The sequence below is a fragment of the Shewanella sp. NFH-SH190041 genome (genome assembly GCF_024363255.1).
Taxonomy (GTDB): domain Bacteria; phylum Pseudomonadota; class Gammaproteobacteria; order Enterobacterales; family Shewanellaceae; genus Shewanella.
The window spans coordinates 3,546,354-3,559,236 of the sequence record NZ_AP026070.1 but is presented as its reverse complement, the minus strand read 5'-3'; the positions used below and the strand labels follow the sequence as shown (position 1 = coordinate 3,559,236).

The 12,883-nt window shown below is 48.4% G+C and carries 11 protein-coding genes; 5 read left to right on the top strand and 6 right to left on the bottom strand.

From position 1 onward, the window contains the following. Positions 1 to 222: 222 nt before the first annotated feature. Entirely contained in the window at positions 223 to 657 is a 435-nt protein-coding gene (locus NFHSH190041_RS15830; protein ID WP_261922710.1) for a DUF6491 family protein, read from the top strand. A gap of 263 nt (positions 658 to 920) precedes the next feature. On the opposite strand, the gene NFHSH190041_RS15825 is transcribed toward NFHSH190041_RS15830, so the two are convergent. Further along, positions 921 to 2,044, bottom strand: a protein-coding gene (locus NFHSH190041_RS15825) for an IS3 family transposase (RefSeq protein WP_261921917.1) whose coding sequence is annotated in 2 segments (ribosomal slippage) — positions 921 to 1,792 and positions 1,792 to 2,044 — 1,125 coding nt in all. Because the reading frame shifts where the segments join, the coding sequence is not laid out codon by codon here. A 317-nt stretch (positions 2,045 to 2,361) separates the two neighbouring features. Here NFHSH190041_RS15825 and NFHSH190041_RS15820 point away from each other — a divergent pair. Together NFHSH190041_RS15820 and NFHSH190041_RS15815 are read left to right on the top strand one after the other, a co-directional pair. After that, positions 2,362 to 2,724, top strand: a complete 363-nt coding sequence (locus NFHSH190041_RS15820; protein WP_261922709.1) for a YggL family protein — start codon at positions 2,362 to 2,364, stop codon at positions 2,722 to 2,724. Positions 2,725 to 3,054: 330 nt separating this feature from the next. Continuing rightward, positions 3,055 to 3,438, top strand: a complete 384-nt coding sequence (locus tag NFHSH190041_RS15815; RefSeq protein ID WP_261922708.1) for a DUF2541 family protein — start codon at positions 3,055 to 3,057, stop codon at positions 3,436 to 3,438. Positions 3,439 to 3,576: 138 nt separating this feature from the next. On the opposite strand, the gene putA is transcribed toward NFHSH190041_RS15815, so the two are convergent. Next, positions 3,577 to 6,909 (bottom strand): bifunctional proline dehydrogenase/L-glutamate gamma-semialdehyde dehydrogenase PutA, encoded by a 3,333-nt coding sequence (gene putA / locus NFHSH190041_RS15810; RefSeq protein ID WP_261922707.1) that lies wholly within the window; start codon positions 6,907 to 6,909, stop codon positions 3,577 to 3,579. Between the two features lie 394 nt (positions 6,910 to 7,303). Here putA and NFHSH190041_RS15805 point away from each other — a divergent pair, with 394 nt between their 5' ends. Then, positions 7,304 to 7,549 carry a hypothetical protein gene (locus NFHSH190041_RS15805; protein WP_261922706.1) on the top strand — a complete coding sequence of 82 codons (246 nt, stop codon included), beginning with the start codon at positions 7,304 to 7,306 and terminating at the stop codon, positions 7,547 to 7,549. A gap of 312 nt (positions 7,550 to 7,861) precedes the next feature. On the opposite strand, the gene NFHSH190041_RS15800 is transcribed toward NFHSH190041_RS15805, so the two are convergent. From NFHSH190041_RS15800 to NFHSH190041_RS15790, 3 genes are all read right to left on the bottom strand, one after another. After that, positions 7,862 to 8,440, bottom strand: coding sequence for a TIGR04211 family SH3 domain-containing protein (locus NFHSH190041_RS15800; RefSeq protein WP_261922705.1), 579 nt, complete (start codon positions 8,438 to 8,440; stop codon positions 7,862 to 7,864). A gap of 111 nt (positions 8,441 to 8,551) precedes the next feature. Continuing rightward, positions 8,552 to 9,826 carry an inorganic phosphate transporter gene (locus tag NFHSH190041_RS15795; RefSeq protein WP_261922704.1) on the bottom strand — a complete coding sequence of 425 codons (1,275 nt, stop codon included), beginning with the start codon at positions 9,824 to 9,826 and terminating at the stop codon, positions 8,552 to 8,554. Between the two features lie 23 nt (positions 9,827 to 9,849). Next, complete coding sequence (locus tag NFHSH190041_RS15790) at positions 9,850 to 10,530, bottom strand: TIGR00153 family protein (RefSeq protein WP_261922703.1); 681 nt, start codon at positions 10,528 to 10,530, stop codon at positions 9,850 to 9,852. A 235-nt stretch (positions 10,531 to 10,765) separates the two neighbouring features. On the opposite strand from NFHSH190041_RS15790, the gene NFHSH190041_RS15785 reads away from it, so the two are divergent. Beyond that, positions 10,766 to 11,782 carry an inorganic triphosphatase gene (locus tag NFHSH190041_RS15785; RefSeq protein ID WP_261922702.1) on the top strand — a complete coding sequence of 339 codons (1,017 nt, stop codon included), beginning with the start codon at positions 10,766 to 10,768 and terminating at the stop codon, positions 11,780 to 11,782. A gap of 151 nt (positions 11,783 to 11,933) precedes the next feature. Here NFHSH190041_RS15785 and NFHSH190041_RS15780 read toward each other — a convergent pair whose 3' ends face one another. Further along, positions 11,934 to 12,719, bottom strand: coding sequence for an ion transporter (locus NFHSH190041_RS15780; RefSeq protein WP_261922701.1), 786 nt, complete (start codon positions 12,717 to 12,719; stop codon positions 11,934 to 11,936). Positions 12,720 to 12,883: the final 164 nt, after the last annotated feature.

Here is a 12,883-nt window from a genome sequence, read left to right as displayed (position 1 = left end):
GTTTCCATCGGGTGATTTCAGTATAGCCAAGGAATATTGTCCTGCTGGGTAGCACTCGGCCTTAAGAAAATTGAATTGAGAGCAAATTGCGGCGGGTTGTCCGCGAAAATTGACACTGACTGAGGGATGTTAGTCGACAGCTTGATTTTGATTGTTATTTGTACAATGTTGCCGCTAAAGTGAAATGGTTAACTGAGTGATAATTAAGATCAAGGAGAAACGATGAAAACACTGATGATCCTGATGCTAACCGGTTTGTTGGCGAGCTGTGCCGGCAATAATTTATCTAATGCACAATGGCAGTCTGAAGTCAGCAAACAAGTGCGGCAATGGCAGCTGCAACCGGTAAAGCGTATTACCACGTTTAACTTGGATAGCTGGGCATCATTGGGGGAAAACTATCTGATTATCAGAACCACCCCTTTTAAGCCTTATTTGATTGAATTGGCTTCCCGCTGTTCGGGGTTGAGTTTTGCCAATGCACTGTTAACCGAGCAGAGCATGTCATCCTCGCTATCAGCTAAATTTGATTCAGTGGCAACGCCAGATAATCCCGATATTCCTTGTCGCATCAGCAAAATCTACCCATTAACTCAAGCGCAGGATACAAGCTTACGACAACTTGGTCGTCGTGTAGAAGCCGATACCGCGCGATAATTTGTGCGGTAAGACTAAGTCGTTTATGGTATCAAAACCCTAATTGGTGTGATGTCTAATTGGGGTTTTGTGGGGGCTTCCCGTATCATCATTGGTTATCTCAATCTCTTCCACTTCTTTTTATTTTCCTTTCTCTTTCCCTTTTTCTCGACTCATTCACTGTGATTAGCATGACTGCTGCTTTGTGTCTAGCACCTTTTGGGTAAGCTGGACCCAATTGGTTAGACAGATTTTTCATCTTTTAAGAGAAATAATCTGTTTGGTTAAGCGGCAAACTTCTTTTTAGCGAAATAGACTTGATCAGGTGTGTGATTATTCAGTCCCTGATGAAATCTCTGTTCGTTATAGAACACGAAATATTCACCAATAGCAAGTTCTGCCTCTGTAATAGTGCCATAAGCTTTGATATACACCTCCTCATATTTCAAGCTCCGCCAGAGTCGCTCAATAAACACATTATCTACCCAACGCCCCTTGCCATCCATGCTAATCCTGATATCCATTTCTTTCAGCCTGCCGGTAAACGCATCACTGGTAAACTGACTACCCTGATCGGTATTGAAAATCTCAGGCTTACCGTATTTGGCCAATGCCTCATCGAGTGCATCAAGACAAAACTGTGTATCCATGGTATTGGACATGCGCCATGCCAGCACTTTTCGGCTATGCCAGTCGATGATGGCGATCAGATAAGCAAACCCTTTTTCCATCGGAATATAGGTGATATCCGTGGCCCAGACCTGATCTGCCCGCTCAATACTCAGCTCACGCAGTAAGTACGGATAAATGGTATGAGCCTGATTGGGCCGAGATGTTTGCTTCTTTGGGTACAGAGGCACAATGTCCATTAAACGCATCAGTCTCTGCACCCGTTTACGGTTGACATGAAAGCCACTGGCACAAAGTTCCAGCGTGATTTTACGGCTGCCATAAAACGGGTGTTTCAGATGAATTTGATCTATCCGGCGCATGATTTCAAGCTGCTCTGCTGAAAACGGAGCAGGCTCGTAATAGGCGCTAGAGCGGCTAATACCCAACAAACGACACTGGTGTAAAACGGGCAATTTATCCTTACGGTCGACTTTATTTTTCCGTTGTGCTCTCGTTAACGACCGAGCACTTTGGCTAAAAAATCATTTTCCATGGTCAGTTGACCGATTTTTGCATGGAGTTTTTCACAGTCGACTTCGTTCTTTTTAGCCTTGTCAGCCTTGCTTTCAAACAGGGTCGAGGCATTATCTAGAAGCTCCTGCTTCCATTTGCCAATCTGGGATTGATGGATACCAAATTCAGAAGAAAGTTGAGCCAGCGTCTTGTTTCCCTTGGCCGCAGCGAGTGCAACTTTAGCCTTGAATGTCGGCGAGTGATTTTTCCTTTTTTTGCTCATGCTCTGCTCCTTTTGTTGTTTACAATTAAAGCAGATTATTTGCTCTTAATCACTGTCTTAAAAATTGGAGCCATTTCTGTGGTACAGGGGCAGTTTGCTGTATTGGACGGTAAGGCTGGTAACAACCAGGTGCGTTTCTATCCTCAGCAATAATGTAACACTAAGTTGAGCGATGGATTTGCAGGCGGATGTTTTTCATCCGCCTTTTTTGTCTGTTTCTACGGCAATCTGTGGTAAATCGTAGCCTTTATCTGGCACTGCTAAATTGGCCGCAGTATGATGCCTGTCAGACATCGTAATTATCGGTTAGGTGAAACATGATGAAGTTGGACAAGGTTGATAATAAATCCAAACGGCTGCGTAAAAAGCTCTATCTGGGGGAATTTGCGGTTTTCGGTTTTCAAGTACAGTGCAGTTTGGCCTGTCAGACGGATGCTGATTATGACCAGTTTAGCGATGAGCTGATCTGCTGGATGGAAGCGCGGGATTTAAGCACTGTGTGTGGGGCGTCCCACGGTCGCTGCGACGCATTTGTTATGCCGGAAGCTCGCTATGGTAGCCCAACAGAGCAAGATCGCACTGAGCTGCAAAGCTGGTTGGCACAGCATCCAATGGTGACAGAGGTGCACGTGGGTGAACTGGTTGATTTAACCTATGGTGAGTTTGGCGAAGAAGCCTGATCCTATCTCACCTGCTGAAATGACCCCAGCGTAGGCGTTTGCCTCGCTGGGTTTTTTTATCATTCTTTTCCTTTATTGCCGTAGGCAAGTGGGTCGTATTGTTTGGTCATTACTTTTTGGTTTTGCGACATTTTTACTGCCAAGGTATCAGAGGTGTCGTTGCGGTTGATACAGGTGTAACTTGTGGTGATAGCTCCAAAAAGCAAATTGTCGGCGAGATCAGAATTTACGTCGAAGCTGATAGCTGGGTATCTCATGCAGGACTAATATAGCCTCACTTCGCGGTGCGATGCAGCACTGTGGCATTCCCTGCTATTGAGATACAAAATTATGATGAAAAAAACTGTATTAGCTATGTTGGCTGGCGTGACATTAATGGGCGCAGCCGGTGTTCAGGCGGCTGAAAACATCACGCTGGGTCGCACTATTTTGCTGGAAGATGGCAACCATGGTGCCAAAATCCCGCTGATTGTTTGCCGTAAAACCGATGCCATTAAAATCCGCGCCGAGCGGGATTTAAAACTGCGTAAAGCGGTATTTACCTTCCAAAACGGTGAAACCCGTACCATCAACTTTTACCGTGACGTGAAAAAAGGCGACAGCACTGACTGGCGTAAATTTGCTTACCGTCGCTGTGTTAAAAATATCGAAGTATTTGGTGAAGCCAAAGATGGTACTGCTGGGCTGAAAGTCTTGGGGCGGAAAAAAGACTAGGATCTTTTACAGCTTGTTTTTGCAACGTTTTGAGGATGCACTATACAAGACCAAGGCGTTGATAAGTTGCATAGTTAAAAGAGCCGGCGCAATGCTGGCTCTTTTTGGCATTACCTTTATTGTACGAGGGCAGACTGATTAATCTGTCTGCGACAGCAACGTGGCATTGCCGCCGATGGCGGTAATATTATTGCTGCAGGTTTTCTCTGTTACAAAGCGGGTTAAATAAAGTGGACCACCGGCCTTAGGCCCGGTTCCTGATAGCCCATGTCCACCGAACGGCTGCACCCCGACAACCGCGCCAATCTGATTACGGTTGATATAGACATTCCCCACATCCAGCTTCGCCGCCAGCGCTAAAGCATGGCTTTCATTGCGACTGTGGATCCCGAGCGTTAGGCCAAATCCGGTGGCATTAATATCGGCGATGACTTTATCCAGTTCATCACTGGCATAACGGACAATATGCAGTACTGGGCCGAATTGTTCCTGTTCTAATTCGCTGATGCTATTGATAGACAAGGCCGTGGGTGGCACAAATGTGCCACTACTACAGTGTTGAGGCAAAGGACGCTGATGGATAAGTCCCCCGTTTTGTTGCCAGCGCTCAATATGATGATAAAGCTGACTCTGAGCCTGCGCACTGATCACCGGGCCTATATCTGTGCTGTAACAACAAGGGTTGCCCAAACTGAGTTCATCCATTGCGCCTTGCAGCAGCGTAATCATCTGATCAGCTATTTCCTCTTGCAGATACAGTACTCGTAAGGCTGAGCAGCGCTGACCGGCACTGGTAAAGGCCGAGGCCACCACATCGGTGACCACCTGCTCTGGCAGTGAGGTTGAGTCCACTATCATGGCATTTTGGCCACCGGTTTCGGCGATAAGCGGGATAATCGCACCATCCCGCTGAGCTAAGTTGCTATTGATGGCTTTGGCTGTGAGGGTTGACCCAGTAAAGCAAACGCCAGCGATACCTGCTGCCGTGGTTAGCTGAGCACCAACCTCAGTGCCAGTGCCGGGGAGAAACTGCAGCACATCTTTGGGAATACCAGCCTGATATGCCAATTCGACAGCCCTGAAACCAATAAGACAGGTTTGCTCGGCAGGTTTGGCGATCACGCAGTTACCCGTTGCCAGCGCCGCGGTTATTTGACCGAGGAATATCGCTAAGGGGAAATTCCATGGACTGATACAGACAAACACGCCTCGCCCGTGCAGTGATAGCTCATTACGCTCTCCTGTCGGTCCGGGCATGACTTGTGGCCTTGCCATCAGACTGGTTGCATGATTGGCGTAATAACGACAGAAATCTACCGCTTCGCGCACTTCATCAATACCATCTTGCAAGGTTTTACCGGCTTCGAGACAGCACAGGGCAATCAGTTCATCCCGGTGATCTTCCAGCAGTATCGCCAGTTGCTGTAGCATCGCAGCCCGCTGTGTCACCTTAGTATCGCGCCAGCGGGGAAAGGCTTGTTGCGCACAGCTCAGGGCTTGGGTAACGTCATCGGCACTGGCATATTGCACCCGGCCAACCAGTTGACTTCTGTCATAGGGGCTAAGCACGCTGTGCCACAATGCTTGGCTATTATTTTCCGGATAGTCATCATCACCCGGCACCTTGGTATTATCCCTACTTTCTGGATTTCCTGCGGTATCTGCCGCATAGCTGTCATAACTGGCGTAATGCGGGGGAGACTGAAACACGAGCGGATGAGCCTGCCATTGCTGCTTCGCAAAAGTGTCCAGAGCGGTAAATAGTGGCGCGGACTGGCTGTGAATAGCCAGGTTAATCCCCGCTGAGTTAACTCGGTCGGCAAAAATATCCCGCGGTAAAGGAATATTGTGATTGGCTGGGGTGGCACATTGACGCAGAGTGATCAGTGGATGCTCTACCAGCCCAGCAACCGGTGTTGCCGGGTCAACCAATTTGTGTACAAAAGAAGTGTTGGCTCCATTTTCCAGCAGTCGCCTGACCAGATAGGGCAGGAGATCTTTGTGGGCACCGACCGGGGCGTAAATGCGGATATGAGCTGTTTGATTATGGCTAAGTGGGGTGTTTTCAGTATGCTGAACATTCTCGCTTGATAATGCCGACGCTGTGCTGTTGGCCAGAAAACAGTCGTACAGATCCTGCCCCATGCCGTGTAAGCGTTGAAACTCTATTGTACGGGTACCAGCCATTGCGTTAATGGCTGTAACCGTTTGGGCATTATGGGTTGCAAACTGGGGCTGGATGACATCAATAGTTGCGTCACTCAATAGGTAACGGGCGCAGGCCAGATAAGAGATATCGGTTCCCGCTTTGCGGGTAAATACCGGATAGCCCGTATCCCCGCGGATCTGTGCCCATTTGATTTCACTGTCCCAATAGGCACCTTTAACCAGTCGTACCGGGATGCTATCTCCTTGCTGACGACCAAGGGCGGTTAGCCAGACCAGCACCGGCAGCGCCCGCTTGGAGTATGCTTGTACCACTATACCCAGCTGTCCCCAGCCTTTTGCCGCCTTACTTTGATACAGCTGCTGAAACAAGGTGAGGGAAAGCTCCAGCCGGTCCGCTTCTTCGGCATCAATGGATATACCGACCTGATGCTGCCGCGCGAGGGTGATCAGGGCGCAGACTTTATCATATAACTCTGTAATCACCCGCTGCTGTTGCGCCGTTTCATATCTGGGGTGCAGGGCAGAGAGTTTGATTGAGATGGTTGGACGAGGAGCGTTATCCTCATAGGCTTGGGAGCCTATGGCCGTAATTGCTGCGGCATAGTCCTGATAATATTTTGCCGCATCTGCAGCGGTGAGTGCAGCTTCACCCAACATATCATAACTGTGGCAACGGCCTTTACTGCGCTCGCACTCGCTGTTTTTCAGCGCCTGTTGGATATCTTGCCCCAATACAAATTGCCGCCCCATAATTTTCATCGCGCCATACATGGCGTTGCGAATAACGGGCTCCCCCACTTTATTGAGTAGTCGGTTAAGCAGGGTTCCCGGACTGCCAGTCATATCTTTATCGGGCGCGACGATTTTACCGGTGAGCATCAGCCCCCAAGTTGAGGCATTAACCAAGGTAGAGTCACTTTGTTTTAGATGTTTATCCCAGCTAGCACCTGATAGTTTATCTTCTATCAAGGCGCTGGCCGTCGCAGCATCAGGAATACGCAATAGTGCTTCAGCCAGGCACATCAGAATAATGCCTTCTTCAGTTTCTAGACTGTATTGCTGCAAAAAAGCATCAATGCCGACCATCAACCCTTTTTTATCGATATTCCGCACTTGGTTGACCAAATTGGCAGCTTGTTGGGTGATTTGGGCAATATCCCGGCCACTGCCGGGGACCAGTGTCATTAACTGCGGCAGATAATGGTCTTCATCAATAGCATAATGCGGGCTGATCAGTGTAAATAGCTCTGCTGGGGTGGCGTTTTGATAGTGTCCGCTCAGTACTTCTTTGGCCTCAAACATCGTGTGCTCCCTGTTGGCGGCCGCCGCACCTGATTGCCCATAGCGGGCATGCTACCTGTGTCGGCGAAAAGATAGGTAAGTTCTGCTCTGAGTTAGTCTCTGTTTAATATGATGTTAACTGTGTGAATATTTGGGAAATTACCTGATTTGCCAGCGAGATGCAATTGGCTTGCAGTGGGCTTTAGGCGAGGTGAGTACACTTGATAAACCTTGGCAATAACAAGACTTTTGCAAACCAATTTTTCGGCTGGATAATGCTGTTAACTGCGTGAATAAACAGCATAAAACCCTATAGTCTGAGTCGTGTCAGCCCAGAGTATGAAGCGGAATTAACTGAAAGCTCATCAGCTGACCGGTAAAATGGCTGCTTTAGCAGTTCCTGTTGAGAAGAGTTATGTTGCAGCTCACTAAATTTTTTCGCACCCTGCCGATGACGCTGTGGCTGATGCTCAGTTTGACGCTGACAGTATTAGGGGTTGTGGTGTCATTGCCCGCGACCTTGTCACGGGGTATCACCTGGCTTAATTTCAAAATGGCGATGACAGGTCTGTATCTGCAGTATCTGGATGCTAATGATTATGTCAGTACTGGCAAATACGGTAACCGTTTGTTGACCGCGTTTAAGCGAAACCGTAAGTAATTACGGTTTATCAGGGCTGGAGCCATTTTCAGCCCCAATCGTTGCGATATCACGCGACGTCTTTCTACCGGTTTGGCATTTTCACCCTATTCACCCTGTATGGGCTAATACGCTTATCTTGTAATGCCCTCTTAGGCCTATTATTGCTAAATGAGCAGCTAAGCGAGAGATGAGGCGTAGCCGGGGGAATATGCTTTATGAGCTTGCCTTATCACGAATAAGGCCTTCCCGTGCTTGCTAAGGCAATCGCTTTGGCCAATCGTTTAGGCAATAAAAAAACCACCCGTAGGTGGCTTTTTAACAGCGTAGACGTTACATCCAGCGATTTTTATTACGACGCTGAGGTCGTGGCAGGTAAGCCACAATCAGACCTAAGATAAGGCCAAAGCCAGCAATCATGCCGCCTTGTCGCCACATATCATAATTTTGGTCATCAACCATATTGGCCAGTTCTGCTTTTGCGGTGTCACGCTCCTGAGACGCGGTTTCCAGAGCCGCTTTTAGCTGGCTGATTTGCTCATTAGCAGATGTGATCTGACTTTTTTGACTTTGACCGCTGGTCATCGCCTGTTGCAGCTTATCTTGGCTGGCTTTCAATTTGCTGCGCAGATCAGGTTCAACCACCCGGAAACTTGGGCTAGCTTGCAGCTGGCTGGTTAATACCCAGCCTTCACGGCCTTTATGGTCAATGATTTGGCTGTAATCGTCTTGGGTTTTCCCTAGCAACTGAACCGGCTGCCCGGCTTCGACGCTGCCGATGATGCGGAATTGGTTACCCGGTCCACCATGTACAAATACATAAATATCTTCTGAGATATAGTTGGTCTGGCCTTTGGCAAATAAAGTCGGTGAAACCAGTAACATGGCTACCAGAGTGAGGACTCGAAACACGGAAGCATTCTCTCTATAAGTGGTCTGTTTCACATGCTATGGATTAAGAGCATGTAATGCAAGAGGGAAGTCAATTGACTTCCCTCTTGTAATTTTGACATCTATTGACGCTTATTCAAATGATGCTTTGATAATGTAGAAGAACACAATAGATAATGCCGCACCTGCAGGCAGAGTAACTACCCAAGAGACAACAATATTGCGAACTACGCCGATATTGATTGCGGCGATACCACGGGCCATACCCACACCTAAAACTGCACCAACCAAGGTTTGGGTGGTGGAGATTGGCAGACCAGTACCTGAAGCAATCACGACAGTCGAGGCTGCAGCCAGCTCAGCGGCAAAACCGCGGCTTGGGGTCAGGTGGGTAATATTCTTGCCAATGGTTTGCATTACGCGCTTACCAAAAATGGCCAGACCGAATACGATACCAAAAGCGCCCAAGGGCAGAATCCACCATGCAATAGCAGCCTGAGAGGAAATATTACCACCGCTTTCAACCACAGAAACTACCGCAGCTAAAGGGCCAATAGCGTTTGCCACATCATTAGAGCCGTGAGCAAATGCCATACAGCAGGCTGTCACTACCATCAGGATAGCGAATACTTTTTCAACATCGCCAAACTGGGTATCAGTGCCAGTGCCGGTTACGCCGGTAACTTTCAGACGGGTAATGGCAATTTTACCGAAAATACCCACAGCCACCGCGATTGCTAATGCCAGCAGGTAGGCTTCATTGGATGTCAGTTGCAGACCAATGTGCTTCAGACCTTTGGCAATCGTCACCAAAGACATAATAAAGCCTGCCAGCGCCATATAGAAAGGCACATAGCGCTTCGCATTGGCCAGCGGATCAGCTGTGTTAAAAATCAGTTTTTGTACGCTTTGGAAAATGACAAAAGCGATAAAACCGGAAATCGCCGGGGTGACAATCCAGGAACCGACAATCCCGCCTACTTTGCTCCAGGCGACCGCATCAACGCCAACGCCCACAGAAGCGAAACCGATAATGGCACCCACAATAGAGTGAGTGGTCGATACCGGCCAGCCCAATGCTGACGCTGCAACCAGCCAAATACCGGCTGCCAGCAAAGCAGATATCATCCCGTATACCAGCAGTTCAGGCTGATTGATAAAATAGGACGAGTCAATAATGCCTTTACGAATGGTGCTGGTCACTTCGCCGCCGGCCAGATATGCGCCCGCGAATTCGAAGATCATTGCGATGATAATTGCCTGTTTAATCGTGATAGCGTTGGAGCCTACAGAAGTGCCCATGGCATTAGCCACATCATTGGCACCAATGCCCCACGCCATCAAAAATCCAAACAGCGCCGCTATCCCAATTAACAGCGTGCCATGGGTTACTAATACATCAACCATGTTGTTACCTTGAAATCTTGTTATCAGACGCGAGCTAGCATCAGCTCTAAACGGGAACCAACCCGCTCGGCCAAATCTGCCAAGTCGCCAACCCATTCGATGATCTTGTAAAGGAACATCACATCGATAGGATTTAGCTCAGCTTCCATGGCAAACAGTTGCCGACGCACCTGAATTTGAAGATCGTCAGTGTCCTCCTCGATAGCATCGAGTTCACTGATCATTTTGGCTACCAGGTCTACTTCCCGTCCGCGGAAACCCGTTTCCAGCAGATCGTCCAGTTCATTAATCGCTTTTTTCGCCAGCGCCACAGCATCTAAACAGCGGTGGAGGTAAGCGATAAAAGGATCCTGCATAGCTTGAGGGACTAAGAGTTGACGGCCAATTACCCGGCCGGAGATATCTTTTGCTTTATTGGCAATTTTATCCTGTTGGGTCACCAGTTCCAGCAAGTCAGTCCGTTCAACCGGCATAAACAGTCCACCGGGCAGATGCAGACGGATTTCACGCTTTAATGCGTCCGCTTCACGTTCTTTTTGACTGATTTGCTTTCTCTGTGCAACGGCACTATCCCAGTCGCCTGCGATAGTTGCTTCGAAAAATGGGACAAGTACAGATGCGCAATCGTATACTTTGTCGATATGCTCTTGTAGAGGCTTGATTGGCGATTTTGCAAACACGCCTAAAATAGAGTTTACTGGCATAGCCGTGTACCTATTTAGGTTATTCCCTATAGTGGAAAAAGCGGGCGAATGTTACCCCATGCGTCCGCGTATTGAAACTGTGTTTTTATATAGCGATGCACAGTTTTTATGCTAACGCGCTATTTATTAACGTCAGCGCGCAAATCCTAGAGCCTTTTTATGACAGCAATATGACATTGTCTGAACAGAATGTCACATTCATGATTTTCCATTACCTTGCCACAGAGTTTTCCCCATGGCCGCTGAAATTGAACTAAAACTTTTCTTCTCAGAGGCGGATTACGCCGCATTGGAGCAGGGCTTAAATAGCCTGCCTCAGGCGCAGCGTCTGCCCGACTTAGAGTTAACCAACCGCTATTTTGATACCCCAGATTTGCAATTGCGTCATTGGGATATGGGGCTAAGGGTGCGTGGCAATGGCACCCATCGTGAACAAACCATTAAAACTGCCGGCAAAGTCGCCGGTGGGATCCATTCGCGCCCAGAATACAATATTGATATCCAGGCTGATGTGCCGGATCTAACGTTATTCCCGTCAGAAATTTGGCCGGTTGGGAGCGACATTCCGGCGCTGGGTCAGTCGCTTAAATGTTTGTTCAGCACAGATTTTTGTCGTCAGTGCTGGCATGTACAAACAGCCTATGGCCGGGTAGAGGTGGCATTGGATCGGGGCGTAATCACCAGTGGCGGCAAGTCAGAGCCTATTTGCGAGTTGGAGTTTGAGCTGCTCGAGGGCCAAATTACCGCATTACTGGCATTAGCGCAGCAGGCTGCTGGCTGGCTGCCAGTGCGACTTGGTCGAGCCAGTAAAGCTCAGCGTGGCTATCAACTGGCCGGGTTATCTTCGGCAAAACCTGTAGTCCCAGCTGATACTCAACTACCCTCTGGCCCGTTAACTGGGCCAGTATTAATAGAGACATTTAGTCGGGGCGTTGAGCTTTGGCAGCAATTAGATGCGGCGGTTGAATACGCAGCATTGCACCCATCAGCAGAACATCACCAGGCATGGTGGCCGCAGTTAACACAATTAATCTCAGCATTAATAGCGCTGCTGGTTAACGCGCCAGCTGATAAAACGAGGGATAATAGCGCGGCAGCAATGCTGGTGTGGCAGCCATTGCTGCAACAACTGCAGTTAACTTCTCAGCAGGTCGGCGATACCGATACGCTTGCTAAGCAGTTACAAGCGCTGCGGCAGCACAAGCAATATGGTCAATTACAGTTGGCTCTGGTACAACGCATATTGAGCTGATAGCGTTGGGGGCAGCCTTTCGACTGCGTTCTCGGCTTATCAGGTAGCGCAACTATCGATCAAAGCTCTATCAAAGCCTCTGACTTGTATAAAGAAACCCCAGATTGCGGCTACAAAACTTGCAAAGCTAACAGCGCGTCAAGTTTGACGTTTATTTTTCTAGCCGGGCTTTTAGCTCGGCAATTTCCGCCAGCATTTTGCTTTGATTTTCTTCCATTCGTTTGAGCACGGCTTCCACTTCATTACGCATTTCTTGCTGCTGCTCTTTAGCTTGCTCTTTTTGCTCAGGCGCCACAAAGACAGAAGCCATATAACCGGATATCACCCCGAAAAAACTGACGCCGCAGATAATGACGAGGGTACCGACCACATGTCCTACAGTGGTGACAGGGTAAAAATCACCGTATCCAACCGTGGAGATAGTCACAATTGCCCACCACATGGCCTCTTGGGCGGTATGGATATTGGCTCCCGGTGCACCGCTTTCAACTAATAGAATCAGTACAGAAGAGATACTGAGGATCAGCACCATGGCGACGAGCAAGCTGGCCAGGGTGGTTTGGGCGCGTTGCCGTAACAGCGGGACTAATAGACTGCGGGTCATGCGGATTAAGCGGATCACCCGCAAAATCTGAAAAAGGCGCATCATGCGTAGCGGCTCTATTGCCGGAATACTGGCGACAAAATCAATCCAGTGGCGCTTGATAAAAAAACCTTTGTCCCGGGCACGAACAAGGCCAATAAAAAAATGGCTGAGGAAAATAAAGCAGATCCCGGTATCGATAAAGAACAGCAATTCCCGTGTTTGGGGATCGAGCGTGGCAAATGACAGGACCAGTACCAGTACTACAGAAACCAGCGAAATTACCATCATCGCCAGCTCAATAGGGGTTGGTGCTTCCATATCCCGTACTTTCCAGTGCCTGGAGTCACTCATTTGAACTTTCCATTTCAGCTTGGGTTGGATGGAGTCAGGATAATAACTGCACCGGTATCAATCAATCCCTCGTTAAATGTAATTAAGCACATTGTTTTTACTGTGTTTACTGCTTTTTCACTGTTATTGGCCACTCGCAGTTGGTCATTTTTCCGGTAAGATAG

Excerpts from the sequence above, each read along its gene's own strand:
- NFHSH190041_RS15830 (WP_261922710.1), top strand. The coding sequence starts at position 223 with ATGAAAACACTGATGATCCTGATGCTAACCGGTTTGTTGGCGAGCTGT.
- NFHSH190041_RS15820 (WP_261922709.1), top strand. The coding sequence starts at position 2,362 with ATGATGAAGTTGGACAAGGTTGATAATAAATCCAAACGGCTGCGTAAA.
- NFHSH190041_RS15815 (WP_261922708.1), top strand. The coding sequence starts at position 3,055 with ATGATGAAAAAAACTGTATTAGCTATGTTGGCTGGCGTGACATTAATG.
- putA (WP_261922707.1), bottom strand. The coding sequence starts at position 6,909 with ATGTTTGAGGCCAAAGAAGTACTGAGCGGACACTATCAAAACGCCACC.
- NFHSH190041_RS15805 (WP_261922706.1), top strand. The coding sequence starts at position 7,304 with ATGTTGCAGCTCACTAAATTTTTTCGCACCCTGCCGATGACGCTGTGG.
- NFHSH190041_RS15795 (WP_261922704.1), bottom strand. The coding sequence starts at position 9,826 with ATGGTTGATGTATTAGTAACCCATGGCACGCTGTTAATTGGGATAGCG.
- NFHSH190041_RS15790 (WP_261922703.1), bottom strand. The coding sequence starts at position 10,530 with ATGCCAGTAAACTCTATTTTAGGCGTGTTTGCAAAATCGCCAATCAAG.
- NFHSH190041_RS15785 (WP_261922702.1), top strand. The coding sequence starts at position 10,766 with ATGGCCGCTGAAATTGAACTAAAACTTTTCTTCTCAGAGGCGGATTAC.
- NFHSH190041_RS15780 (WP_261922701.1), bottom strand. The coding sequence starts at position 12,719 with ATGAGTGACTCCAGGCACTGGAAAGTACGGGATATGGAAGCACCAACC.